The organism is Fulvivirga sediminis (genome assembly GCF_016757215.1).
GTDB classification, from domain to species: domain Bacteria; phylum Bacteroidota; class Bacteroidia; order Cytophagales; family Cyclobacteriaceae; genus Fulvivirga; species Fulvivirga sediminis.
The window spans coordinates 143,412-170,102 of the sequence record NZ_JAESIY010000006.1 but is presented as its reverse complement, the minus strand read 5'-3'; the positions used below and the strand labels follow the sequence as shown (position 1 = coordinate 170,102).

The window sequence follows — 26,691 nt, the reverse complement described above, 5'->3', positions numbered from 1 at the left end:
CTATGTGGGAGTCATTTAGAAATATAGCCTTAATAGGCACGGAGAAAAAGCCGTTGGAAGCGAGTTTGCTGCCTTCTTCGATACAGGAAGCGCTGAAAGATACCGATCAAACGCCGGAAGAGCATTTACTGCAGGCTGCTGCATACTTAACCTATTACCAGGAGGCAGGAGCGCTACCGCCTTATGAGAAAGTAGAAGATAAAGCTGCTATTGAGGAAACATTAGCAGAAGCCCCTGAGCTGCCGATGAGGGTTTTCCAGGCTATAAAAAATGCAGGAGCTCAGTTGAGCGATTACCTGCTAGGTGACTGGCTGGACTGGCTAATTTCAAAACAGTGGAAAATAGCTGGTAGTGAGAGTGTTAATTTAGTAAATCTTACCCAAATCATGCGCCTGGAACTGCGTGAGAAAGCCGTAAAAGTGCTGGGCAACAAAGGCAGGTGGATGCTCTCTCATCACCCTAAAAAGGAGCTATTCTTAGATTTTGAAAAATCAGATATATGGGAAGAAGGTACTACCGCACAGCGGAAAAACTTTTGGGCTGAACTGCACGCCAGTGATCCTGAGACTGCAATACAGCTGTTAAAAAACACATGGGATGCCGAGGCTATTATAACCAAAAAGGGCTTTCTGGAAGTTATGAACAGTAACCTGAGCCGGCTGGATCAGGATTTTCTCACCCATATTTACAATAATGAATTCGCTTATAAGGCAAAGGAGAAAAAAACAGAAAAGGAATGTAGAGCGCTTGTAGCTGCCATGCTTTTAAGAATACCGGAAAGCGACTTGTATAAGTTCACGGCTCAAAAGTTATCTACTTACATTAAGACCTCAAAAAAATCAGCCCTTTTAGGTTTGATTTCATCTGATAATATCGCCATCTCAGTGCCTGATGAAAACCATCCTGATGACTTTTGGAATGACGAAAGTATGCTTATAAACTATGGCTTTGATCATCAATATGACATTGAATGGTTTAATGATAAACATCAATACTATTTGTCATCTTTTCTTGAAGTAATACCTCTCTCTTTTTGGGCACACCAGTTCACGAAAGGCACCGCGGCTTTTGTGGATTATATTTTAGGTAAAGATTTTCAAATGAATGCGAGAAAGAAAGTGCATGCTATGCATCAGGCAGCTCTTATTAAAAATGTCTCGTTAAACCATGACTCAGCGCTGGCCGAATATTTAATCAACAAACTACCAGCAGATCAAAATGTCTCTTTGTTATCTTATGTTAGTCAGGATGCTTTTGAGACTTATGTGAAAGAGAAAAAGCTTTGGACCTCCCATAATATTTTAGAGCAGACTCCGGGAAGAACCTGGTCATTACCTTTTTCAAATTATGTTTTAAAAGGACTATTTGAGTCCTACGGACAGCAGTATCATAGCATGCATTATCATGGTCAGGCATTATGTAAGTACCTGCATATTGATAGTGGTGATGAACTGCGCAGGCTTAATGAAAAAGCCCAAAGTGTCACTTATTATAAAAGCTGGGAGAAGAACGTATTTACTCCTGCTAAACTTGGATTAACCTTAAAAAAAGCAATCGCTTCATCTAATGAATAAAAGTATGGATATACTTAGACAAAATGCCGCCCTGCAGTTTGAAGAAGAACTGGAAAACCTGAAAAAACAAGACACTGGTGCTGTGCCTACAGGCTGGCAAATGTCGCCTCTGTCTGTAGTGACCTACCTGATGGGGGGTACCCTTAAAAATAAATTTGAAGTGACTCCGAAATACATCGGTAACAGAAGGTTAATGGAAATAGCCGTAGCCACGCTTACTACTGATAGAGCATTATTGCTATATGGTATACCGGGAACAGGTAAATCCTGGGTGTCGGAGCACCTTACGGCAGCCATCACTGGAGATCCTTCACTACTTATTCAGGGAACTGCCGGAACCGGAGAAGAAGCCATTCGCTATGGCTGGAACTACGCTAAGCTTTTGGCCGAAGGGCCTACAGAAGGAGCCCTGGTAGAAACACCCATGATGCGAGGCATGAAACAGGGTAAAATAGTTAGAATAGAAGAACTTACCCGTATTTCTGCTGATGTGCAGGATACCCTCATTACTATTCTTAGTGAGAAAATTATGCCTATCCCTGAGCTGTCTGCAGAAGTGCAAGCGGTGAAAGGGTTTAATGTAATTGCCACTGCCAATAACCGAGACAAAGGGGTGAATGACCTGTCTTCTGCCTTAAAAAGACGTTTTAATACCGTTATTCTTCCTGTTCCTAACACGCCAGAAGAGGAAATAAACATAGTGCAAACCAGAGTGGCCAGCCAGATGAAAGCCCTTGAATTACCAGCAGAATTACCCGGGCTGGAAGATATTAAACGGGTAGTGCAAATTTTTAGAGAGCTAAGAAATGGCGTTACCGAAGATGGTCGTACTAAGCTGAAGACCCCGAGTAGTACGGTAAGTACGGCAGAAGCCATTTCGGTGGTGAACAGTGGACTATCATTAGCGGCTCATTTTGGCAATGGAAAGCTTTCGGCTCATGACATGGCTTCAGGTCTAGTAGGGGCCATAGTGAAAGACCCTGTTCAGGATACCGTAGTGTGGAATGAATACCTGGAGACCGTAGTGAAAACCAGAGAAGACTGGAAAGACATTTACAGGGCTTGTAAAGAAATCACCTTCTAATTTATGGCCATTCACGTTTTAGGCATACGGCATCATGGAGTTGGGTCAGCGCGACAAGTCAAAAAAGAACTGGAACGCTTGCAGCCTGACATTGTATTGGTAGAGGGACCACCTGAAATAGCCGAGGTTTTTGAATATGTGGGACATCCTGACCTAAAACCTCCTGTGGCCATAATGGTGTACAATAGCAATGTGCCTCAAGAGTCTACCTTTTATCCTTTTGCTGAGTATTCACCGGAATGGGTAGCTATAGCTTATGCTAATGAGCATAAAATACCCGTTAAAGCCATTGACCTTCCGGCTAGTATTAGCTTTACCATGAGAAGGAAAGAGGCTAAAAATGAACCATCCACACCTCCGCCGGAAGATCCGCTAACACTCGTAGCCCAATCGGCCGGGTTTAAAAGTGGAGAAAGGTTCTGGGAACATCATTTTGAGCAATCTGCTGGCAATGAGCATTTTGAAAGTGTAATGCACGTGATGCAATCGCTACGTGAAGATGGACTGGAAAGCGCTATGGATGCTGAGAACACAAATCGTGAAGCGTATATGCGTATGCTTATTCAGGATAGTGTTAATGAAATGTATACCAACATTGCCATTGTATGTGGTGCCTGGCATGCTCCTACTTTGGTAGACCCTGCAGGGTATGCAAAAGAAGATAAGAAGGTGCTCAAAAAGCTGCCTAAAACTAAAACCAAGATCACCAGCACCTGGATTCCCTGGACTAATGACAGGTTAAGCATGCATTCAGGATACGGAGCAGGCATATTTTCACCCGGATGGTATTCGCACTTATGGCATAATACTGCTGAGTATGAAATTCCCTGGCTCATTAAAGTGGCCAGCATGTTTCGGGAAAAAGGCATGGACATGTCTACCGCTCATGCTATTGAAGCTTTCCGCCTTGCTCGCAGCCTGGCTATTCTAAGGAGTAATCATTATGTGTCGTTAGATGACTTAAATGATGCTGTGCTCTCCGTTATGTGTATGGGAGATGGCATATTGCTGGAACTGGTTAAAGACCAGCTCATTATTGGTGATGGCTTGGGAGAAGTGCCCGAAGACATGCCAAAAATGCCTCTTCAGGAAGACTTTGAACAGTCAGTAAAAAAGCTAAGACTCAAGCTTACAGCTGATCCTAAAGAGGTAAACCTCGATCTCAGAAAGCGCAACGATCTTGAGAAAAGCAAGCTCTTTCATCGGTTAGCCATTTTAGAAATCCATTGGGCCACACCCAGCTACTCCAGAGGTAAAGGTACCTTCAAAGAATCATGGCGACTGGAGTGGACAGTGGGCATGATGATAGAACTCATTGATAGAGCGTTTTTAGGAAACACCATTGCGTCGGCAGCTCAGGCAGTGCTGATCAAAAAAAGTAATGCAGCACAAAAGGTAGATGATGTGGCTAAACTCATAGACCTGTGCATACCAGCGGCCTTGTTCGATGAGCTGGATCATCTGTTAAACAAGGTGAATGAGCTGTCTAGTATTTCATCTGACATATTGGATCTGATGAAATCTTTACCACAGTTGATCAATGTAGCTCGCTATGGCGATGTGCGTAATTCGGATATGGATGTGCTTGATCAGATCATACACCAGCTGTTGATTAAGGTAAATATTGGTTTGCCCAATGCAGTATATGGTTTAGATGAGGACAATGCTCTGGAAATGTTCGGCCAGATTACTGCGCTGCACCAGGCTATAAAAATCTACTCAAAACCTGAAGAGGAAGCATCGTGGTATTTCACCTTGCATCAGGTGCTCAACAAAGAAGATGTGCACAGTGTAATACTAGGCTGTGTTTGTCGGCTTTTGTTGGATAGTCAGCAGCTTAGTGAAGATGAAGCTGACATGTATATTTCCTTCGCACTCTCAGTGAACAATGATCCTATGGCCGTGGCAGCCTGGATTGAAGGTTTCCTCAAAGGCAGCGGCTCTATTTTAATTTATGATAATCGCCTTTGGAATCTGGTTTTTGAGTGGGTAGAATCCTTAGATAAGGATACATTCATTCAGCTCGTACCCATGCTCAGAAGAACATTTTCAAAGTTTGAATATGCAGAAAGGCGTCAGCTAGGGCAGAAAGCCCGTCAGGGACTCGCCAATGATGAGCCAATTGCCACCTATAATACAGAGCAATTTGATGATGAACTGGCCGATTCAGTGGTACCTTATATTAGCAAATTCTTAACTCCAAACAGCACTCACCATGAATGATGATGAATTAGAAATCCTGGAAAAATGGCGATTGATACTTGGTGGCAACGAGGCCGATGGTACTGAGGTGAAGCTCTCTGACCAAATGGATGGACTGGACCAGACGCTTTCGGCTTTGTATGAGTTTGAGCGTACTAAAAGCTTTGACTATGGAGCAGAAAAAGGAGCCGGAGGGCAGGAGAAATCAAACCCGGGAGTGGCCAGATGGCTGGGAGATATTCGTAAGTATTTTCCTAACTCCGTAGTTCAGGTGATGCAGAATGATGCTTTGAAATATCCTGATTTGCAGAAGAAACTGATTTTTGAACCGGAAATTCTGGAACAGGCAGAAGCAGATATACACCTGGTGGCTACGCTGATGCAACTGGGCAAGCTTATTCCTGCCAAAACTAAAGATACCGCCAAGAGAGTGGTTCAAAAGGTGGTAGATGAACTTATGGGTAAGCTAGAGCAAAAAACCGTTTCAGCTTTAAGTGGAGCTCTCAATAAATCAGCTAAGAAGTTTCACCCAAGGTATAATGAGATCAACTGGGATGCTACCATTCGGAAGAATCTTAAGCACTATCAGCCAGATTATAAAACCATTATACCTGAGGTGAGAATAGGGTATGGTCGAAAGTCTAAAAGGTCATTAAAAGACATTGTGCTTTGCATAGATCAAAGTGGTTCTATGGGTACTTCCATTGTTTACTCTGGAATATTTGGCGCTGTAATGGCCTCGGTGCCGACTGTAAAAACAAAAATGGTGGTTTTTGATACGGCTGTTGCCGACCTTACTGAAGATCTGAAAGATCCTGTAGAGCTACTTTTTAGTGTGCAGATGGGTGGAGGCACAGACATTAACCTGGCCTTAAAATACTGTCAGGAACTAATAACAACAGCTGATGACACTATTCTGGTACTCATTACAGATTTGTATGAAGGTGGTAATGCCAAAGAAATGCTAAAAAGAGCACAGGACATGATAGATTCAGGTATTCAGTTTATTTGTCTGTTAGCGCTAAACGATGAAGGCAGCCCCAGTTATGATAGCAATATGGCATCCAAACTATCGCAGATGGGTGCTCCGGTATTTGCCTGCACCCCAGATCAGTTTCCAGACCTCATGGCTGCAGCCATTCAAAAGCAAGACTTAAAGCAATGGGCCGGAGAGCATGAGATTGTTTTGAAGGGGTAGTTGGCATCGCAGCCTCAATCGTCTACCCTTCGACGGAGTTTAGGGTGACTCGGATGATGGAGATAAACTTTGGGGTAAAAATCTCTGTCGGCTAAGTCGAGAGGTGAAAGAAGATTGAAAAATTACACTACCTCAAGTCTCTGGTGGAAGTGCTTTGTTATAAAATGCTTCAGCCAATACGTCACTCCGGCTGAAGTACAGCGGAGAGTCGGAGTCTTGCTGATCAGTACTGCTACCGAACGGTAAGATGGCGGATATTATTCCGCTACGCTACAGAATTCCGGCATGACGGTTTTTATTTTGCTTGCGCAATTAAAAAATCGCTTATACTCGTATACTCCCAGTCTATGTAATTTTACTATAATTAGAAATTTTTTAAAGGTAGATTAATTTCTGATCATCAAGGCTTTTGTGTATCGTTGTGAATAATCATTTACTATTGTAGTTTTTATTATGTGGTTCAAAGACCTAACAGGAATTGATGAAATATCTCCGGAATATGTAAGACAACATATTATAGTAGATGGAATGCATCTAATTTCAAAAGCAAACAAGAGATCCTTTCAGTTTGGGCAATTGGAAGTTCCTACCCTGAAAGAACTCAAGGAAAAATCACTGAAACTGCCAAACTATGATGGAGAGATTCATTTAGAGGAAGTAGTTGGGAATATTGGAAATATTCATGCTGATCCTTCAAATGCTGGAGCGCTGTTTCAGGCGGCTTCTCAATTTAACCTTTTAGAAATGGTCGGTCCACAGGTTACTCCTGAACAAGGTATTTCAGGCTATGAGCACGATTTAACACAGGGGCCGGCGTGTGCCATAGCCTGTGGCGCAGGAACCATTTATAGAAGCTATTTTGCATCGGTTGGAAATCAAATCGGGCAGTCAGAACATAAGCAAATCGACTGTTTGGAGTTAATAGATGCTGCATTAAAAAATGAAGGGAAAAACCTTTGGAAGATGTCCAACGGCTATGCCATGTTTACCCAAGAGGGGCTGCTACAGACCAATGCCATTCTAAGTAAATTTACCAAAACAGAGCGTGAGACACTCAAAGATCAACTTAAGATAGGTGTTCAATGGAACACAGAAGTGACCATTTCCAGTAATAAACAATTAGTTTCTCAAGCATATTGCTCAGCATTGCCAGTGGCGTATTCTCGTTTGGAACCTATCTACTGGGAAAAGTTTGCCAGAATTATTTTAGAAGCTACTTATGAGGCTACGCTTTATGCCGCTCTCTTAAATAGAGATAACACAGGTTGCAATAAAGTTTTTTTAACGCTTGTGGGAGGCGGTGCTTTTGGAAATGATAGTGGTTGGATATTGGACTCACTTCGGCTGGCATTGTCAAAATTCAAGAATACATCCTTAGACGTTAAAATTGTGAGTTATGAACAGTCATGTCCATTGATCAAAGATTTGATTGATAAATTTTCTTGTGACTAATTTGAGAGCCTTCCAATCTGGACTTAACTTAGACGCAGTAATCTTACGACCAATATGATCAAGTGCTCCCTCCGAGAAGAATCAACACCTTATAATAAAAAAAGTACATCTTATAGATCCATTAGGAATGAAATACTTACGCATAATATTAATTATATTTTCAGTTGCTTTGATTGCCACGAAATTTTGTTATGACTTTAAAAAGATTAAACTAGTTGTGCATTCATTTAATCCCCAAAAATATTTTATAGAAGATAGACTCTTTTTTGAAAGCAAAGTAGGGGGTAGCAATTCAGTCGGTTCTCAAGGTACTTTCTATTTTATGGAACATTGGAATCTACTGGTGAATCAAGTTCTTTGAACGGTACAATAAAAAAAATGGAGAGGTACATGCTGTATGACAAGGTGATAAATAAAAATTATTTTTTAGTCATGAGAGACGTAGAGACCAATTATATTACTTTAGATAAAGAAATTAACGCTTTTGAACATACAATAATACGATATGCGATGTCTTATATTTTTGTGCTAATTTCACTTGTATTAGTTTTAAAATTACTTATTAAAAGGAACCCGTTGTTCCGCGTATGTCCTTAACTGTTGACGCGCTGTTTTCAACGCGTGCCATTCTTTAGCTGGTAAGTCGCTCGGCTCTTACCAAGTGACGGATATTCATGAGGCCTCTTGCCGGGTAAGTAGAGATGCATTTGCATAATAAAGTCTAACAAATAGGTTAGGTCAAGTCAGTCTTTGCGAATTACATTCAGTTTCATATCTTGAGCGGTCAGTGGAAAATCGGCCAGAGGCCTAATGCATAATTATCACTCGGCTGGAGCCAAGAGATTGTTTTGGGTATGACGAGTTGGGAAAAGCAGGCTTTCACACATACGAATTAGCAAATAAAAGCCGTCATTCCTGAATCATCTAGCATAGCGCAATGATATCAGGAATCTCACTGTTCGGTTAGTGTTATCTCAACAGCGAGATCCCGGCTCTTCACTTGGTTGCGGCCGGGATGACGTTATAGAGTTATGACTAATCACTCAACCTGTTCCAAAGACCTAAACTCTGGCGCAAGTGTCCACTTGTGCCTTTTACGCAATGAAGCAATTGAGGAAAATCTGGATTATTTACACTTTAATCGTGTAGAATCGGGAGAAGTTGATGGGCCTTATCGTTATCTTTATAGCTCAGCTATCGACTGAGCAGGAGATTGGGCGTAAGCTTAATGAGATGAAGCAGTACCACCATGCAGAGCATGGCGGGAACGGAGGAAGATTAGTGATGTTATAGTACATATATTATTATTGGAAATGTGGCTTACTGATTTATAATTTTATTAACCCAATCTGGTTCAAGATCATCAACTCTGGGCAAGTGTCCTTTTCTGCTAATTTAAGTAAGTTTTATTTTTCCATTGTCCACTTTTTGGAGTCTTTTGACGTGTGAAATACCGCAAGGATAAGGATGGAATTTGTGGCTTCATTCACTTTGAAATGAATGCCAAATGGGAATTTCTTCAAGAAGAAAACCCGGATGCTGTCATACCGAATTTGAGTTTTAAAATATGCTTTTCGAAACGAAGCCCTAGATTATCATTTTGTCTTGGTACCAAAGAAATGCTTCTCTGATATCCACTTCAGCAGCCTCAGCAATAGAAACAGAGTAGTTCACTTTTTGAAGAGATCTTCTTTAGTATCTTTCAAATTCCGGGTTTTCATGTCTCCTTTATCAACTAGTTGCATTCTTCTGTTTACTTCATCTTTTTGCCATTGAGGTGTTTCATCTTCCTGATTAATAGAAACGTAATTCAATGTTTTGATGAATTTAAGAAAAGTATCATACTTGCTGTCTTGTATATCTAGTGTGATCTTCATGATTAATAAATTATAGATTGTTATAGAATATAGGTAAATATATTTTTACCGGTTTCAATCTGGTGAAAAGTTTAATTTTAAGTAAATCAATGATTAAGCTGTCTATGTACTTTTCCTTATTGTAATAATGAATGTTTTGTACAAACAAATATATATAATTAATCGATCCCGATCATTTTTAATTGGCTTAGTAAAGCATGCTTTGAAATATCAATCTCTTCAAAGACCTAAACTCTGGCACAAGTATTCACTTGTGCCTTTTACGTAGGTTAAGCATAGCGGTTTTCATTCTTCTCACTTTCCGCTATGCCCTACACCGTGATCAACTCCTGCCTCATCCCACATTCTAACTAGATAATTTCTTCCACATATAAATCAACCAACCAAAGCCAGTACCAGAAATGAGAGTGAGTACAAGGGCAATACTTATTTTTCCATAGATGAAATAGCCAGTGGCAAATAGGGCACTAAATACGGCTATTGTACCTATAAATACACTCAAAATTTCAAGAGTCAAGGTATGCTTATCTTTTGTTATGGTGATCCCCTCTTCGGCTACAGCCTTTTTTACTTTTGTCCAACCGGGGCCTGCTGGCCGTACTTTTACATAGAACTGAACCAGTTGCTTCATGTCTGTTTCTCTGGTTAAGAAAGTCACTAATAACCATGCGGCTGTAGTTACTCCTACACCTATTATTAACCTTTCCCATCCTGCCAGTGGAGCAAAACCAAGGCGCTCATGGATAAACTCAAAGTAGATAGCCATAAAAAAGGAAATAAACATGCCAGCTAGTTCTGTGAATGCATTAATTCGCCACCAAAACCATCTTAGAATGAAGATCAGTCCGGTTCCTGCACCAATGGTCAGTAATATCCTAAAGGCCTGAATAGCATTTTCCAGATAAAGCGCCAGTATCGCAGAAAGTATCATGAGCACTACCGTAGATATTCTACCTACATTTACTAAAGCCTTGTCTGAGCTTTCAGGATTGATGAAGCGTTTGTAAAAATCATTAACCAGATAGCTTGATCCCCAGTTAAGGTGCGTGGATATGGTAGACATAAAGGCAGCAATTAATGAAGCTATAACCACTCCAAGCAAGCCATGCGGCAGATAAGTGAGCATGGCTGGGTAGGCCAAGTCATTTTTAATAATGTCTGGTGCTACATTAGGAAATGCCGCTTGGATAGACTCTAGATTAGGGAATACTATAAGAGAAGCGAGCGCTATCAGTATCCAAGGCCAGGGTCTTAGGGCGTAGTGTGCTACGTTAAAAAACAAAGTGGCCCCTATGGCATTTTTTTCGTCTTTGGCGGAGAGCATACGCTGAGCTATGTAGCCGCCACCTCCAGGCTCTGCTCCTGGGTACCATACACTCCACCATTGTACGGCTAAAGGTATTATAAAAAGAGGTACAAGTGTCTCCGTTTTGGTGAAGTCTGGTAGTATATCCAGCTTAGTAGAGACTACCTCATGGCTGAGCATATTGCTGAGCCCGCCTACCTCTGGGAGGTTTATGATAACATAGGAGGCCCATATAGAACCAATCATAGCTATGATGAATTGAACAAAGTCAGTGATAAGAACACCTTTTAATCCACCGAGTGAGCTGTATATTACAGTTACTACAGAGGCTATCAATAACGTTTGTATAGGAGTCATGTCTAGCAGTACGCCTCCAATTTTTATAGCAGCAAGGCATACCGTAGCCATGATCATAACGTTAAAAAACACGCCTAGATAGATAGCTCTAAACCCTCTAAGAAAGGCCGCGGTTTTGCCACTATATCTCATTTCATAAAACTCCAGATCGGTAAGGACCTCAGAGCGGCGCCATAATTTTGAGTATACGAATACAGTGAGCATTCCTGTGAGCAAAAAAGCCCACCATTCCCAGTTTCCTGAAACGCCATTTTCTCTTACTATGTCAGTAACCAGGTTAGGGGTGTCTGCAGAAAAGGTAGTGGCTACCATAGATACTCCTAAAAGCCACCAGGGCATTTCACGGCCTGAGAGGAAGAATTCTGAGACGCTTGAGCCAGCCTGGCGGGCAACCCAAATACCTATAAAAAGAGAGACAGCAAAAAAAGCAATAATAAACAGCCAGTCAACAGTTTCGAGTATCATTAAAGTAATTTTAGGAAATGGTTATGTTTGGTTTTCGAAAAAAGCATGAGAACTTTCTTTCAATATAGGTTCAAATCCTCGAAGAACAATGACGTCTATGTAAATAATCTAATTTTGACAAAGCTTGTTTTTCTTATGAATTAAAATATCTCAACTTCACAGCATACAGATGTAGCTGTGTATATAACTATATTGAGAATAAAATAACTTTTTCAGATTAACCTGCTAAAAAAAATCAAATCGATTTACTTGACAATATTTCGTTTATAAATTTGCAGGCAAATGACTCTCATAATGAAAGTAACTTATTCGGTCTTATTGGTTTTCGTTGTATTATTTGGCACAAAAGCTCAAGCTCAACAGTTTGTTTTCCCCAGTGACCCTGACTGGAATGTACTTGAAGAAGGAGATTCTCTTTCTTTTACGTTGAAAGTAGAAGGAGATACTAGCTACGATTATAAGTTCTCTGTGTATGGAGACAGAGGGTTGGAATTGCATTTGGATTCTCTGGGCAATTTTGACTGGGTGCCTTCCTATGATCTGGTAGATAGGGTTACGGAGAAGCAAGACTTTAGTGTGATATTTGAGGCTATATCCAGTACTGGTAATAAGATAAGGAAAGAAATTCCATTGACTGTAATTCATAAAAACAGGCCTCCTTCTATAGGTGAATTGCCAGTGTTTTATGTTAGGCAATATTCGGAAAATGAGTTTAATTTAAAGCAATTAGATCAGATCAATGATCCGGACGATGACCCCATCGTTTTTAAATCGATTTTATCAGAAATGCCAGAAGGTGCTTCTCTTTCAGAGTTGGGTATTTTTAGTTGGAAACCTTCAAGAAACCAATTTAGAAGCATAAGAAGAGAGCATCTTAAAGTGCATTTTTTGGTACAGGATCAGCCCGAAAAGTCAGAAACTATGGGCACGCTTATTATTGCGCCTACTCAGCTAGATTTACCCCCTGAAATACTCATGGTGCCTAATGATACTTTAGTGACCATGAAGGAAGATGAGGTGCTAAATCTTAATTTTTATGTGTCTGATCCTAATGGAGATGATAATATCAGAGACGTATCTTTTGTGTCGAATGATTTGAGAATTCCTAAGAGCGGTCTTACCAGTAATACCTCTACTCAGTGGGAGTTTACCTGGACGCCGGGCTATGACTTTGTAGGTGAGCAGGAGCGTTCGGTTACAGTGGAGATTGTTTTTTATGTGTTGGATGAAAGTAACAAAAGAGCTGAAAAGAGCTTGAGGGTAGAGGTGTTGGATACAGAAAACTTAGAGCAAAAGGATAAAAGGCTTTATGCTAAATATAGAACTATGCTCATCCAAACAATGGATATGATTGATCAGCTAGATGAAAATCAAAAAAATCTCAACAAGCAATTAAAAAGAGCCAAAAAAGGGAAAAGACACAGGTCAATAGTCAATGCATCTTTGGGTGCGGTTACTGGTATTAGCCCTGTGTTTATGGAAGATAATAGCAAAGATTATGTAACTGGGGTGGGAGGTACTGCAGTACTTACTTTAGGTACGCTAGAGGCTACAGAAGTGTTAGGTAAGTCAAAAGATGATATTCTTGAAAAGCTGAAGCTTAATATTGATATTAGAAATGCTTTACAGGCCGAAGGAGATCAGTTTGCCCGAAAATATGCTTTGCGATCTCAAAGAAGAGATAAGAACTTTTACTCTGATGTTGATAAGCTCAAAGCCCAACTTAATAATAAGAAAATGATTCTGCTGGAGCTTGATGCCAGCTGGGAAAACCCCACAAAACCCTCAGATAAGAACTTGAAAAAGCAATTTCCTGATTTTAATAATGAAGGATTTGAAGACTAAGAAGGCAGAGGCTTTTTCTATCTAAAATTTATGAATGACTGAAGATTTCAAACACCTGACAGCCCTCCTTAAAAAGGAGAAAGAGGAAGATCTGCTGCAGTATAAGCTTAAAATGACAGGTACTTCTTTTAATGAAAGAAGGAAGAGGGGCGTGTGTTGGTATCCTGTATTTTTAGACAGGACCAAGTTCGATGCTGGAGAAAGGCTGGTAGTAAAGGTTTCGCGACCAAAGGAGCATACGGAGTCTCACATGTTTTCATCAGGTAAGCTGGTGAGCGTTTTTTCTACCGCCGGAGATAACAGTGAGAGCGAGGAGACAGTAAGTGGAGTGGTCAATTTTGTGAACAAACAGGAAATGATGATTACCCTAAATCATGATTTTGCTCCTGATTGGCTCAGAGATGGTCACTTGGGGGTGCAGCTACTATTTGATGAGAGCTCCTATAGGGAAATGGAGAAAGTGCTGAAGTACCTGGCTAAGGTTGACTCTGGTAGGCTATATCAATTAAAGAAAATATTGCTTGGCGGTAGTGAGGCCGGTTTTAAAAACTTAGCTCCACTCACTAGTCCTGGATTAAACGCTAGTCAGAACCAAGCACTAAATTTGGTGAACAGAGCCCAAGATGTGGCTATTATCCATGGCCCACCCGGTACAGGTAAAACTACCACGCTTATTGAAGCGATACTGCAAACCCTAAAACAGGAAAGGCAAACCCTGGTCTGTGCTCCTAGTAATGCAGCAGTGGATTTACTGGTAGAAAAATTAGGTGAACACGGGGTTAATGTGTTGCGCATAGGTCACCCAGCCAGGGTTACCGAAGAGACGCTTAGCAAAACTTTGGATGTGAGGGTGGCGCACCATCCTGATTATAAAGAACTGAAAAATCTTAAGAAGAAAGCCGAAGAATATAGAACCCTAGGGAAGAAGTATAAGCGTAATTTTGGACATGCAGAGAGGCAGCAGCGACGTTTATTATTAGATGAAGCTCGCAGCCTTAAAGATGATGCTGATCAACTCAGCTACTATATTACTAATGATATTTTAAATAAATCTCAGGTAATAGCTTGTACTTTGGTTGGTGCTAGTAATAATGTAATTAAAGGCATGTCTTTTAATACGGTTTTTATTGATGAGGCCGCTCAGGCTCTGGAGCCTGCTTGTTGGATTCCTATCATTAAAGCCGAAAGGGTGATATTTGCAGGAGATCATCAGCAGTTGCCTCCAACCATAAAATCATTTCAGGCAGCTAAAGAGGGGTTAGAGGTAACGCTATTTGAAAAGGCTATCAAAAATAATAGAGCCGATGTGATGCTGAAGGAACAGTATCGAATGCATACTGATATCATGAATTTTTCCAGTAGCATTTTCTATAATAATAAGCTTGTTGCCAATAAAAATGTGGCTTCTTGGACCGTGTTTGAAGGGGACCTCGCGGTTGAATTTATTGATACGGCAGGTTGTGGCTATTTTGAGCAAGTAGATCCGGAGAGTAAAAGCACTTTTAACAAGGAAGAGGCGGAGCTGCTTGGTACTCATCTCAAGCAATATGTAGAGCAAATAGAGGCCGTTAGCAAAATTGATGAGGTAGAAAGCATTGGGGTAATAGCTCCTTACAAAGCACAAACAGCAGCATTAGTAGAGCACCTTTTGGAAAACAAACACTTGCCTTCTTCTATCATCAATAAAACAGATATTAATACGATAGACTCCTTTCAAGGGCAGGAAAGAGATATTATTTACATTACCCTGGTTAGGTCTAATGAGAAAGGGGAAATAGGCTTTTTGTCTAACACCAGGCGCATGAATGTAGCTATGACCAGAGCCAGGAAAAAGCTGGTGGTAATTGGAGATAGTGCCACCATCGGTCAGCATGAGTTTTATGCAGCTTTTTTAGATTATGTCAATGAAATAGGTGCTTATAAAAGTGCCTTTGAATATATCTACTAGTGGAAATAGTCAGGCAAAGTACCTGACTATTTTTTTTTCATAATTATACATGAGGCAGTCATTATGGCTTGATAGGTGTTTCCTAAAATTGAATGGAGACAGTTTACTTAAGTCTTGTAGAGGTCTTTTACTCACTTGTATTTACTTAGATTATAGCTGCTTAATTATGAGGTAGTGAAATCTCTTGTTGATGAGCGCTAAACCTTTCATGTGTCATTATCATTTTGTAAACTCTCGCAGTTGATGGAAAAAATTAGATGTCTTTTCCAAGAGATTCAGTAGTTTGATGAATAAATTCTGAAAAATTTGATCTGGTGGCAATCATATGAGTGCATTAATTGTTGTTTAATAAATGGGCTTAAAAGCTGCTGGAAATGGGATTGTAGATAAAATTGATTAAAATTTTAAATTCATAAATTAAAACTATTTACTAAAACTAAATATATATTACATAAAGTAGAATAGATTTTATGTACTTTTAATTACACTTAAGTTATGTTTCAACCTATTTTCCAGAGAGCAAAGTGAAGTATTCAACATAATAGTTATAAGCATAAACATGAATTTATTGAACATATTCGGATCAGGAGATGAAAAGAGAAGGAGTCATGTAAAGAATCTTATTACCGTAGCCATGGCAGATGGTCATTTGGCTAAGGAGGAATGGGATCTTTTAGTGATTATTGCTCGCAAATTAGGAATGAATAACGAGGATATTCAGAGTATAAAGGACAATCCTGAAGATGTTAAATTTACTCCACCAAAGAAGTATGATGAAAAAATACAGCAAGTAGAGGATCTTGTATCAGTAATGATGATCGATGGGGATGTGGATAAAAACGAGATGGAACTCTGCAAGAAATTAGCTCTTAAGCTAGACCTCCTACCAAGGGTTATTAATGATTTAATATATCAGACTTATAAAAAGCGTATTACGCATCGTTAATTGTCTATAGGCCGGCTTCCCGGCCTTTTTTATGCGATGATATGTTCATTTATCTTTTCCTCTGCCAGCTTGGTCAGTTCATCAGCAGCATCTTTTTTCTGTTCCAAACTTTCCATTACTAAATCTGCCACTTCATCAGCATCAGCGCACCGTGCATAGTGTAGGATGGCGCCATAGCCGGCTATTTCATAATGTTCCATTCTGTGTAGTTGAGCTATTAGTTTAGCATCTATAACTTCGGCTTCGGCTCCCTCTTTTAAAAAATTCGTAAGCTCTTGTATAATTCCTGCTATAGCTATACAAATATGGCCTTCTGGAGTAATATCTAGCACCATACATGACTCTTCTAATCGCCTTTTCTGCTGCTTGATTTCTTTATAGTGTGCTTCAAAAGTTTTTTGGATACCTTGGTCAGTGGTCTTACTTACCATTATAGGTAGTACATTTAGCATCTGTGTTTCTGCACTGTACAGGTCCCTCAGCTCATGTTCTAAAAGATCCTGTAAGGTCTTCTTTTTACTCATGATATATGTTCGTTAGTTGGTTTCCTTTACCAATGAGATTATAGTGCCAAACTAAAATCAGTATTTAAACCTCATATTCTAACAAGTGAGGCTATATTACTGATGATTTTACACCCCGTTGGTAGTACTAGTATTCATCAGTTTTATAAATCCTGAATATGCTTCAAACCTCTATTTTTAATGTATTAAATAGTAGGTAGAAGTCATTGAGCTTAGCAATTACAGTAGCACCACTTAAGTTACTAATTATTTTGGAGTAAGCCCAAATATTATTATGATTATTAGGCCTATACAGGCTATAGCGGAAATTGTTTGTAAACCTTTCAATAACCTCATGAGCAAATAGATGGCCTTTATTATATTTATAAGAGGTCATTAGAGAGTTGTTGAAAGCGTAGTGTGAGTAAGAATATTGCTATGTTTGTAGTCATACTGAAAATAAATTACATTACGCAATAGGTATGTTCAACAAGGATGCCTCTTTTTCATCGATTTATAGAATTGTTCTACTGCTTTTTTTTACAATAATAGGTTGCTCACCAAAGGATCAGGTGTCAGAGGCAGATATTGAGCTTGTGAAATCACTTCAGTCAGATACACCCCAAGAGTCGATAATAACCTTAGATAGTGTTATTAAACAGCAAAAGTATGATGGAATACAAAAGGGCCTTATGTATTTCGAACAAGGTAAGCTATGGTCTAAAATACATAATTCCACTAAATCTATTCAGAGTCTGGAGGCCGCTTTAGAGATTTTTGAGAATAATGAAGACAAGCGTTATATAACAAAAACACACTGGCTGCTTGGCTCAGAAAATGCCTATATTTCAAATAAGGAAAAAGCTGTAGAACATTTGCTTAGAGCGCTAAGCTATGCGCAGGACCTTCATAACCAAACGGACGAAGCCAATACTTATTCCGCGCTGGCACATACCTATTTCAGATATCAAGATTATAACAGGGCTATTGAGTATACTCAAAAATCAATAGCTATTCAGAAAGAATTACAAGACTCTGCAGGCCTTTCTGCCACTTATAATAATATGGCTGTTATTTACCGTAACATGGCTGATTTGCCTGCTGCTATAGAATATAATCTAAAATCTCTGAGGCTTAATTTGGCCCTGGCCGATAAAAATGCTATTGCTAAGTCTTATAATAACCTGGGGTTGGTATCTCAAGAGTTGGGAGATGTAAAGGATGCGACTGATTATTTCAATAAGGCTATAAAAATTAATCATGAGCTTGGCACGTTTAACGCCAACCCACTTACAAACTTGGGCGATCTATATTTAGATGGTAATGAGCTGCAAAAGGCAGAGGAATGTTATAAGAAGGCTTTGGCTATATCCTCTAAAAATGAGGATTTGGCTAGTCAGAGGGATATTTATACTATTTTGCTCAACATATCGCTGAGGATGAAGGATTTTGACCAATCAATGGAGTTTGCCAAGTTGAGAGATTATTATATGGAGCTTCAAATAAAGCGCGATTTACAGGAAAAGCTAGCTTTGGCAGAGAATCAATATAAGCTGGCTGCTAAGGAAAAAGAGTTGCACTATGCTTTGGAAGTAAACCGAAGAGGTAAGATTATATTTATAGTAGCATTAGGTTTTTTATTGCTACTGGTGTTGTTCTGGATACAGAACGTAAAACACAAAAAGCTACAGGTAGAAAAGGAGAAAATGATGCTTGAGCAAAGCGTGTTGCGCTCTCAGATGAATCCTCATTTTATCTTTAATGCCTTATCGGCTATTCAAAACTCTTTGCTGGATAATAAGCCTATAGAATCAGCTACTTATTTATCACGCTTCGCCAGGCTTATACGGCAGAATTTCGAATTTATAAATAAGAAATATATTAGCCTTGCAGATGAGATAGAGTTACTGAAGAACTATTTTAGCACTCAAATGATCCGTTTTAAAGATCGGTTTGATTATAAAATAAATGTAGACAATCTCGATGAGGAGGATACAGAAATACCACCTATGTTATTGCAGCCATTCGCTGAAAATGCCATAGAGCATGGTTTTAAAGGTAAAAAAGAAAAAGGCCTTATTATCATTAATATTAAGGGAGAGGAAGAGCGGATTAGTTTTGAAATTATTGATAACGGCATAGGCTTCACGCCCAAAGAAAATGATGGAAAAACGCATTCTATAGATGTGTTTATGAAAAGGCTTCAGCTGATTGGCAAAGGAGATGAACGCTCAGTAAGTATAAACAGTTCGGAAGCAGGTACCACCGTAAAATTTCACCTCAGGAGATGATAAAAGTAGTAATAGTAGAAGATGAAATTAATGCCAGAAACAGCCTTAAGAAGTTGCTTTCTTTGCTTAATAGCGATATAGAGATAGTAGGAGAAACGGGCTATGTTTCTGAGGCATTGCAGCTTTTAAGTACACAGGAAGTCGATTTAGTGTTTTTAGATGTGAGGTTAGAAGATGGCACAGGGCTGGATATTTTAGAGCAGCTGGAAGATGTTTCTTTTAAAATTATTTTCACTACGGCTTATGATCAGTACGCTATTAATGCTTTTAAATATAGCGCTACGGATTATTTACTTAAGCCGCTAGATCCGCTAGAGCTAGATGAGGCCATAAAAAAGGCTCAATCATCAATAGAAAATGAAAAACAGCGACAGGAATTATTAGAAGTGCTAAAAAATAATTTAGCCAAAAAGGAAGCTCAAATAGTAGTAAAAACTACTGAGCAGCAGTATATCCTTAAACTGCAAGACATAGTCAGGCTCGAAGCAGATGCTGCTTATACTGTTTTTATTACTATAGAGTCACGAATTATCGCATCTAAAAACCTGAGGCACTATCAGGAAATGCTTAGTGAAGATTTTGTGAGGTGCCACCAATCACACCTAGTCAATATGAAGCATGTTAAAAGCTTGTACAAAGGCAAGTTTTTGAAAATGACTAATGATGATTTAGTAGCCATTTCCACTCGTAAGCGGTCCGATATCATTAGTTTGCTAGATCGAAATTAACCTTGTCCGTCACCTTCTTCCAAGCTCAGATAGAGCACTTTTTATTCAAATATCAACTGATCATTGACACTTATCAATTGATTTTCGCAGTTATCAGGTAGCATCATAGTTTTGAATTGTTAGCGCCGGAAAAAATATTTCCAAAGGCATTTTTAAAACAAATTCAAAACATGAAAAGAATAGGTTCTTCATTTCTAATATTCGGCTTAGCAGCCATAGTTCTCAACTTCCTTGATCTTGTGCCTCGCAGAGTCCGCTGGATCTACGCCTGGGGAGAAACCACAGCCTGGATCATCATGATCTCGCTAGTAGTGGTGGGCGCATTGATCACTCTTGCCTCCAAAAAACAAAACCAAAGCGACTTAAGTGTACAGCCTCAGGGAAAAGAAACCAAGGCTTAAGAAAAATTCGCTCATTAATAAATACAGACTTTAATAACAGAAAATACCATGTCATTTTTTAATTCATTTTTAAACAAAAGCAAACCTTTAGAGGAAGCTTTGCTAGAGGCCATAAAGAAGGATAATCGTAAAAAGGTAGAGGAACTGATGGCCATAGAAGACATCAATAAGGAAGATGATGAATTTATGACGCCGATTATGCATGCTTTGAAGTATGATAGCTTCAACGTATGTCAATTTTTAATGGATAATGGTGCTACATTAGAAGAGTCCATAGATTCCGACTCCATTATTTCTTATCTGGTGAAATGCAATGCTTCTACCGAGTTAATCAACTATATGCATAATCGCGGCGCTTCTACTGAAACACCATATGGTGTGCCCCCTTTTGAAATGGCAGTGCAGGTGGGGAGTGATTTTGACACTTTCCAAAACGTAGCTCGCATAGCAGGTACTAAAGAACGTGAAGGGGGTAAGCCGATGATCCATCAGGTAATAGAATCTGAGGCTATGGATCTTAAAACTAAGGTGCAGGTATTGATAATGCTTATCGAAGAATATGATTGTAACATTAATGAAGAAAGTAAAGAGCTGCCTGTAAGTACTAAATTATTCAATAAAAGAGATTTCGACCTACTGGCTGAAGTGATAAAATTAGGTGCTTCTGTAAATGGCATAGCAGGGAATCTGCAGCAATTTTTAGGAGCTAAAAAAGTGAAGGAGTTGGCACCGTATATCATGCAATACCCTGAGGTAAACAAGCCAGAGTATTTCCTTCAGATTTTAGATAAAAATACGTTTAAAGATTATATCCAAAGCCAGGGTAGTATGGCTGGTCAAGGGGTTATTCCGGCTATAGTGCTAAACTCTGTTATTAATGATAAAGAAAAAGCTGAGGTAACAGAATTGGCTTTGCAAAAAGGGGCTGATATTAATGAACTGAGCAGTGAGAATAACCCTACCAATGCGCTGTGTCTGTTTATAAGAAATTATGACATCGGTAAAAATGATCATTATGTAAAATTCCTGTTGGAGCATGGTGCTAAAATAGAAGATGAAGGTTTTAGTGCGCTGATGTTTGCGGTAATGCATAATGACGCTCATTTGGTAGAGCTTTTATTATCTCAAGGAGCTGATATTAACTATGTCAACTACTATGATAATACAGTGCTAAATGCAGTGATTATACCAGGAGATGAAGATTATTCCAATGAGCAAGAAAGACTTGACATGCTTAAGCTACTGGTTCAACATCATGTAGACATTCATCAGCCTATTTCTCATTATAAAGATGCTACTACTAATGATACCTCATTTTTTGAAGCTGTAATTGATCTGGAATATTCAGTTATAGGTCACTATCTGATTGATAATTTCGATGTAGAAATGAATGATGTTATCATGAGGTTAACCGTTAAGAGAGACCTGGATATCGATTTGGCTAAAAAGATAATTGATAAAAATCCGCAGGTAGTATTTACCAATTATCTCTATTGCAAGGTCAGAGATGCCTATTTCGATACTGGCCTATTGCCACTGGCTATCACTCATGATAAAATGGAGCTCGCCGAATATATTTTAGATAATTATGAAGGCATAATAGCTCACCATGAAACTAAAGCATTGCCTATGATTGCCTTGCGTAGTGGCTATAGCCTTGATTTTGTGAAGAAGCTGATCTCTTTAGATCCTGATATTAACAGGTTGTACTACAGCATTTATGATGATGATGCTGAAGGAGCTCATTCTAAAAACATCATAGATGTACTACTCAGAGGTAATCAGGATTATGATGAAGATATAAGAGTAGAGTTAGGTGAGCTCATGATAGAGAAGGGGATAGACCTGAGCGAACCCAACAAACGCCTGGTGGTAAGGCCTACTTTCCTGGATGAAGAAGGAATAATAATTGGAGCTATTAACTCTGAAAAATATGAAACTAAGGTGCTGAGCATGCTTATTAAGCATGGAGAAGATCCTAATAAACCAGTAAACAATCAAAATGAATCACAAATTCAAAGTATTGTTAACCGTTATGCAGGCATGCCTGATGATTTAATGGTGCAGTACCTGGATTTCTTTTGGGATGCCAGTGGAATTGATCTCACCTGGAGAAATAATTATGGCACCACTATACTACTAGGTGCAGCCATGCAGTGTAGACCTAAAACTATCAAATGGTTGGCGGAAAAAGGAGCTGATGTGCATGCGATAGGCGGTTTTGATAACTCACCTGCTTTGCATAAAGCCATCTCCAATTATAGTTCTAATAACAAGACAGATCGTGCTAACACCGTTCAGGCATTAATAGACTGTGGTGCAGATATAGAGCAGTTTGACTCTGAGCAGTTCACTCCTCTTATGAGTGCGGCTAACTATGGCTGTTTTGAATCAGTAATTTGCTTGCTGAAAAATGGAGCCAATCCTAATGCTATGAACGAAGCCGGAGAAACGGCGGCACACAGAGCTATACTAGGCACAGAAACATATGAAGATTCTGAAAATCCAGAACTTACCAGGTCTAAAATGTTGGCCGTTCTGAAAGACGGAGGTGCTGACCTGAATCTAGGCTCAGAGCAGCAGTTGCCACCATTATCATTGGCTATTGTAAACCAGCAAAAGGAATTCTTTAATACCCTTATGCAGCTGGAAATAAACATTAACCAACCTGATATGGCTGGTCGTACACCTATCATGCTGGCAGTGGCTTATGGTGATAGTTTCTTCATAAACACACTTATGAGTCAGAAGCAAATACAACTGGATGTGATAGATGCTAATAATGAATCAATCCACTTCTCAGCGGTAATGCGCATGAATGAAGAGGAAGGTGTAAATATGCTTAAGTATTTTCTGGAGCAGGGCATTCCGCTAAGTGAAGGACGAGACGGACTGAACTTACTGCATATAGCTGCTTATTACGTTAATCCATCAGCATTTGAAGTGATCAAACCTTTGTTTAGTGATATCAATCAGCCAGATATTAAAGGGTTTACACCGCTCTTCTGGGCTGCCTACTCTAACGTGGATGTCGATCCTCAGAAAAGGGTTTATATGTTAAAACTCCTTATTGAAAATGGAGCTGACCTGGAGCATCAGTTAGAAGATGGAGCCAATGCCTTAGCACTGGCAGTGCTGGCAGGTTACAAAGAGGTAGCGGATGCACTGATTGAAGCAGGAATAAACACAAAGGCCGCATTATATTATGTGGAAAAAATTGAGGGAATAGCACCTGAAGCAATAGAATATCTAAAATCAAATATCTGATAACATGTCATTTTTAGATAAACTTTTTGGAGGAGAGAAGAAAGAAGAGCCTATTTTTCAGGCGACCCAAAAGTTTTTTGAAGACCACCCAGAAAGCCTGGAACAAGTGATAAAGGGTGGCAACCTGGAGCGCATCAAGTCTTTACTTGATGCCTCCAACTTTCAAAAGGCTGATGAGAATAATCACAAGCCCTTTTTCTATGCTACCTTATATGCTAAAACTGATGTAATAGAATATCTTTTCTCTTTAGGTAGCGATTTTGAAGAAGCTCGTAAAACACCTATGAGCTCTGCTTTTAATACCCTTATTGAAAGTGGAAGTGCGGAGGTGTTGCAGACTTTTATTAACCACGGTTACATTGTGCCCTTGGGAGATAAAGGTGCTCCTGTAATTCAGAAGGCCATTCAGGCCAGAGCTTCTAAAGAATTTGTAGAGATCCTTCTGGATAAAGGCGCAGAGCTCAGTATTTATGAGGGCATGTCTCCTTTAGAAACGGCCATAGTAGAAAACAGTGATGAAGAGATTATTCTTTTGCTCATGGATGTGAACTGCCCGCTTAGTGAGGGGAGTAATATCAAGTTTGTGGAGCGACTGCTTTTGGCTCCATTAGGTCCGAATAAAAAAGGAAGAGTGTTGAAAAAGGCCGTGGAGCTTTACAATATTGACCTCAACCAACCCATTGAAGATAAAACCATTTTGGAATTAGCCATAGAATACAAGCTTAGCTCTTTTGTGTTGAATTTGATTATTAATGGTGTTAAGTTTCAATCACATTTACATGAAGTAACTTCACTTTTATCTCATAAGCAGATGGAGAAGTTGGCTGAATTTTTATCGACTGAGAAAAGTGATATTTCTGAATATCTGTCACTGCTTTCATATACTTATTTGAAGACTTATGTAGATGATAATAATGACCTCTCTGATAAGTATGTGGTAGAAGGAATTTCGCTAAACAGAAGAATCAAGTCTGATGAAAGGTTAGCGTTATTGCAAGCCTGCATAGAAAAGAAGGCAGATATTAACCTTTGTTCTGATGAAAGGCATAATCCCCTTTATGCCATGACTAAAAACATTCATCCTGAAGAGCCACTTGATGTTATTTCATTTCTTCTGGAAAATGGAGCGCTGATAGAATATAACGGTTATAGTGCGCTTTTTTATGCGCTCAGTAATTACCATATGGGTTTAATAGGGCTGTTTTTGGAAAATGGTGCTAATGTTAACTTCATAGATGCTAATGATGAAGGTGTGGCTAACTACTTCTTCAAAGAGCATGCTAACCTTAATTCTGCTTTAAAAAGACGGGAAGTACTTAAGCTTTTGCTAAAACATGGTTTGGATGTAAACAACAAAACTGTTTATATCTCAAATGCAAAGAAAGAAAATAAATCAGAGAAAGATCATAAACCAGAAAGGCAGGAGGTGAGTGCTGTTGGGCGTTTTATGATAGAGAAGGAGTTACGATTGGTAGATGTGATTTTGGAAGATCCTGCCATAAAAATCACAGATGAAGACATTATTTTCTATGCTATTGAAAATGTTTCCAGAGACCATTTCATTAAAGAGCTCATAGCACTAAATCCTGCTTATGTTAAAAAAGATTATTACAAAAAAGGTTCGCAAAGTGCAGATGCTAATATCCTCAATCTAGGGTTAAGGAAATTCACACCTCAGCTGCTGGATTTTATATTGGATAACTACCCTGAAATATCAGTAGATAATGAGGTAGAACCTGCTATACTGGATATTCTTGATAATAATTATTACCCTATAGAATTGGTCAAAAAGCTAATCAGCAAGCTTAGTGATATCAATCGAACTTATTTGTTTACTGAGGATAAAGCGCAGTATACTAGTACTTTGCTTTTAGAATATGCTAAAAAGAATAGAAAGGTAAGGGGCAATGAAAGGTATCATACCATTCTAAGCTATCTATTGGAGCAGGGCGCTGACCCTAAAGCTACAGCAAAATCAGAAGAAGTTGCTGAAGGCCAACTCAAAGAGAGAAGCATTTTTATAGAAGCCAGACCTATAGATATTTTGCCATTGGAGGTATACGATCTGTTGTATGCATATGGAGCTTCATTGAGTGCGCCTGTAGGAGAATCGTATGAAAGTCCATTGATGTCGCTAATCTCTCGTTATGATGTGAGAGATGAAACCCTGGGGGAATTGATGGGCTATGCCTTTTCAAAAGAGGCCTTTGATCTTGAACAAAAGGATAAGTCAGAATATACGCTTTTGTTGGCTGCAGCCGCCTATGGCTTGCCACATACTACGCAAAGTCTGATTACACTGGGTGCCGATATAGAAGCCAAAGGAGGAGCAAATCAGTCACAAGCATTGCATCATGCTATTACCAGTGTGCCTAATGTATTAGCTACATTGCGCTTGCAGGTATCTCAGAGACTGTTGGACGCAGGTATTAATTTCGAAGTCAAAGATAAATTTCAGATGACACCACTTATGGCAGCTGCTGAAGTGGGAGCAGGCAGCGTGGCGCATGAGTTAATCACTCGCGGAGCTGATGTAAACGCTACTGATGCTAATGGTAGTTCAGTATTGCACAGAGCTATTTTGGGTAGAAATAGCTATGATATGCCTCACCGACATGGTAGTGTTAAAAGCAAGATCATAGTAGAACTTGTGGAGGCAGGTGCCAATATTAATCATGTGGCAGATTACGGCGGTTCAGCTCTGGTATATGCCATTGATTATGGTGATAGAGAGATTTTTGATACGCTACTTAGGTTAAATGCAGATATCAATACTACTTGTAGTGAAGGCTTTTTGCCACTCTATTATGCTCAGCTTATTAGGGATCAGTATTTTGCCAATACGTTATTCAGGAATCCAGATCTCCAAATCAATAAGACTGATGTTCAGCATCGTACTATTTTACATCAGTTACTGGAAGTGGATTTTCCATTGGTGGTTTTCGAGAAAATATTGAAGAGCATGACAGATCATGGAGCAGATATTAACCATAAAGAGAAGGTTGATCCCGTGTTACTTTATTATGTGAAGATGATGAGTTTTGTGAGTCGTAGAGAGGTGGGATTCACCCGTAAGGAAAAAGCAATAGACCCGGTGGAGGATAAGAAAGCTAAAGCTCTCGTAGCTGCAGGAGCAGACGTGAAACAGGCCAAAGATATAGCAGAGGCTAATAACGAGAGTGATGAGATTATCGATTATTTAAGCAGCTTACCGATTGAATATTAAACCCTTACGGTAATCCTTCGT

At 39.4% G+C, this 26,691-nt stretch carries 17 protein-coding genes; 13 read left to right on the top strand and 4 right to left on the bottom strand.

What is annotated here, in order from left to right; translation table 11 throughout:
- The first annotated feature begins 2 nt into the window (after positions 1-2).
- The 5 genes from JL102_RS12290 to JL102_RS12270 all read left to right on the top strand — a co-directional run bounded on the left by JL102_RS12290 (position 3) and on the right by JL102_RS12270 (position 7,510).
- Entirely contained in the window at positions 3-1,574 is a 1,572-nt protein-coding gene (locus tag JL102_RS12290) for a DUF5691 domain-containing protein (RefSeq protein WP_202244714.1), read from the top strand.
- 4 nt (positions 1,575-1,578) lie between these two features.
- Positions 1,579-2,658, top strand: a complete 1,080-nt coding sequence (locus JL102_RS12285; RefSeq protein WP_202244713.1) for an ATP-binding protein — start codon at positions 1,579-1,581, stop codon at positions 2,656-2,658.
- Between the two features lie 3 nt (positions 2,659-2,661).
- Entirely contained in the window at positions 2,662-4,881 is a 2,220-nt protein-coding gene (locus JL102_RS12280; RefSeq protein ID WP_202244712.1) for a DUF5682 family protein, read from the top strand.
- Positions 4,874-6,058, top strand: a complete 1,185-nt coding sequence (locus JL102_RS12275) for a VWA domain-containing protein (RefSeq protein ID WP_202244711.1) — start codon at positions 4,874-4,876, stop codon at positions 6,056-6,058. Before JL102_RS12280 ends, JL102_RS12275 begins: the two co-directional genes overlap by 8 nt.
- 453 nt (positions 6,059-6,511) lie before the next feature.
- Complete coding sequence (locus JL102_RS12270; RefSeq protein ID WP_202244710.1) at positions 6,512-7,510, top strand: hypothetical protein; 999 nt, start codon at positions 6,512-6,514, stop codon at positions 7,508-7,510.
- A gap of 1,670 nt (positions 7,511-9,180) precedes the next feature.
- On the opposite strand, the gene JL102_RS12265 is transcribed toward JL102_RS12270, so the two are convergent.
- A complete protein-coding gene (locus tag JL102_RS12265; RefSeq protein ID WP_202244709.1) occupies positions 9,181-9,387 on the bottom strand; it encodes an addiction module protein in 207 nt (68 codons plus the stop codon).
- A gap of 346 nt (positions 9,388-9,733) precedes the next feature.
- The gene (locus JL102_RS12260; protein ID WP_202244708.1) at positions 9,734-11,515 is read right to left on the bottom strand and encodes a sodium:solute symporter family protein; all 1,782 of its coding nucleotides are present in this window, start codon (positions 11,513-11,515) and stop codon (positions 9,734-9,736) included.
- Positions 11,516-11,809: 294 nt separating this feature from the next.
- On the opposite strand from JL102_RS12260, the gene JL102_RS12255 reads away from it, so the two are divergent.
- From JL102_RS12255 to JL102_RS12245, 3 genes are all read left to right on the top strand, one after another.
- Positions 11,810-13,360, top strand: coding sequence for a hypothetical protein (locus JL102_RS12255; protein WP_202244707.1), 1,551 nt, complete (start codon positions 11,810-11,812; stop codon positions 13,358-13,360).
- A gap of 34 nt (positions 13,361-13,394) precedes the next feature.
- Entirely contained in the window at positions 13,395-15,308 is a 1,914-nt protein-coding gene (locus JL102_RS12250; RefSeq protein WP_202244706.1) for an AAA domain-containing protein, read from the top strand.
- 559 nt (positions 15,309-15,867) lie between these two features.
- Positions 15,868-16,254, top strand: coding sequence for a TerB family tellurite resistance protein (locus JL102_RS12245; RefSeq protein ID WP_202244705.1), 387 nt, complete (start codon positions 15,868-15,870; stop codon positions 16,252-16,254).
- A gap of 29 nt (positions 16,255-16,283) precedes the next feature.
- Here JL102_RS12245 and JL102_RS12240 read toward each other — a convergent pair whose 3' ends face one another.
- Positions 16,284-16,778 (bottom strand): YciE/YciF ferroxidase family protein, encoded by a 495-nt coding sequence (locus JL102_RS12240; protein WP_202244704.1) that lies wholly within the window; start codon positions 16,776-16,778, stop codon positions 16,284-16,286.
- A gap of 163 nt (positions 16,779-16,941) precedes the next feature.
- Positions 16,942-17,154 carry a hypothetical protein gene (locus tag JL102_RS12235; RefSeq protein ID WP_202244703.1) on the bottom strand — a complete coding sequence of 71 codons (213 nt, stop codon included), beginning with the start codon at positions 17,152-17,154 and terminating at the stop codon, positions 16,942-16,944.
- Positions 17,155-17,239: 85 nt separating this feature from the next.
- Here JL102_RS12235 and JL102_RS12230 point away from each other — a divergent pair, with 85 nt between their 5' ends.
- The 5 genes from JL102_RS12230 (at position 17,240) to JL102_RS12210 (ending at position 26,670) form a co-directional block, all read left to right on the top strand.
- Positions 17,240-19,048, top strand: a complete 1,809-nt coding sequence (locus tag JL102_RS12230) for a tetratricopeptide repeat protein (RefSeq protein ID WP_202244702.1) — start codon at positions 17,240-17,242, stop codon at positions 19,046-19,048.
- Entirely contained in the window at positions 19,045-19,776 is a 732-nt protein-coding gene (locus JL102_RS12225) for a LytR/AlgR family response regulator transcription factor (RefSeq protein ID WP_202244701.1), read from the top strand. Before JL102_RS12230 ends, JL102_RS12225 begins: the two co-directional genes overlap by 4 nt.
- Positions 19,777-19,946: 170 nt before the next feature.
- Entirely contained in the window at positions 19,947-20,177 is a 231-nt protein-coding gene (locus JL102_RS12220; RefSeq protein WP_202244700.1) for a hypothetical protein, read from the top strand.
- Positions 20,178-20,225: 48 nt separating this feature from the next.
- The gene (locus JL102_RS12215; protein WP_202244699.1) at positions 20,226-23,444 is read left to right on the top strand and encodes an ankyrin repeat domain-containing protein; all 3,219 of its coding nucleotides are present in this window, start codon (positions 20,226-20,228) and stop codon (positions 23,442-23,444) included.
- A gap of 4 nt (positions 23,445-23,448) precedes the next feature.
- Positions 23,449-26,670: an ankyrin repeat domain-containing protein gene (locus JL102_RS12210; protein WP_202244698.1), complete on the top strand. Its 3,222-nt coding sequence runs from the start codon at positions 23,449-23,451 to the stop codon at positions 26,668-26,670.
- Positions 26,671-26,691: the final 21 nt, after the last annotated feature.

Bases quoted from the DNA above. Each gene is read 5' to 3' on its own strand.
- JL102_RS12260 (WP_202244708.1), bottom strand. From the start codon at position 11,515: ATGATACTCGAAACTGTTGACTGGCTGTTTATTATTGCTTTTTTTGCT.
- JL102_RS12220 (WP_202244700.1), top strand. From the start codon at position 19,947: ATGAAAAGAATAGGTTCTTCATTTCTAATATTCGGCTTAGCAGCCATA.
- JL102_RS12280 (WP_202244712.1), top strand. From the start codon at position 2,662: ATGGCCATTCACGTTTTAGGCATACGGCATCATGGAGTTGGGTCAGCG.
- JL102_RS12290 (WP_202244714.1), top strand. From the start codon at position 3: ATGTGGGAGTCATTTAGAAATATAGCCTTAATAGGCACGGAGAAAAAG.
- JL102_RS12270 (WP_202244710.1), top strand. From the start codon at position 6,512: ATGTGGTTCAAAGACCTAACAGGAATTGATGAAATATCTCCGGAATAT.
- JL102_RS12275 (WP_202244711.1), top strand. From the start codon at position 4,874: ATGAATGATGATGAATTAGAAATCCTGGAAAAATGGCGATTGATACTT.
- JL102_RS12240 (WP_202244704.1), bottom strand. From the start codon at position 16,778: ATGAGTAAAAAGAAGACCTTACAGGATCTTTTAGAACATGAGCTGAGG.
- JL102_RS12245 (WP_202244705.1), top strand. From the start codon at position 15,868: ATGAATTTATTGAACATATTCGGATCAGGAGATGAAAAGAGAAGGAGT.
- JL102_RS12285 (WP_202244713.1), top strand. From the start codon at position 1,579: ATGGATATACTTAGACAAAATGCCGCCCTGCAGTTTGAAGAAGAACTG.
- JL102_RS12225 (WP_202244701.1), top strand. From the start codon at position 19,045: ATGATAAAAGTAGTAATAGTAGAAGATGAAATTAATGCCAGAAACAGC.
- JL102_RS12255 (WP_202244707.1), top strand. From the start codon at position 11,810: ATGAAAGTAACTTATTCGGTCTTATTGGTTTTCGTTGTATTATTTGGC.
- JL102_RS12215 (WP_202244699.1), top strand. From the start codon at position 20,226: ATGTCATTTTTTAATTCATTTTTAAACAAAAGCAAACCTTTAGAGGAA.
- JL102_RS12250 (WP_202244706.1), top strand. From the start codon at position 13,395: ATGACTGAAGATTTCAAACACCTGACAGCCCTCCTTAAAAAGGAGAAA.
- JL102_RS12265 (WP_202244709.1), bottom strand. From the start codon at position 9,387: ATGAAGATCACACTAGATATACAAGACAGCAAGTATGATACTTTTCTT.
- JL102_RS12230 (WP_202244702.1), top strand. From the start codon at position 17,240: ATGTTCAACAAGGATGCCTCTTTTTCATCGATTTATAGAATTGTTCTA.
- JL102_RS12210 (WP_202244698.1), top strand. From the start codon at position 23,449: ATGTCATTTTTAGATAAACTTTTTGGAGGAGAGAAGAAAGAAGAGCCT.
- JL102_RS12235 (WP_202244703.1), bottom strand. From the start codon at position 17,154: ATGACCTCTTATAAATATAATAAAGGCCATCTATTTGCTCATGAGGTT.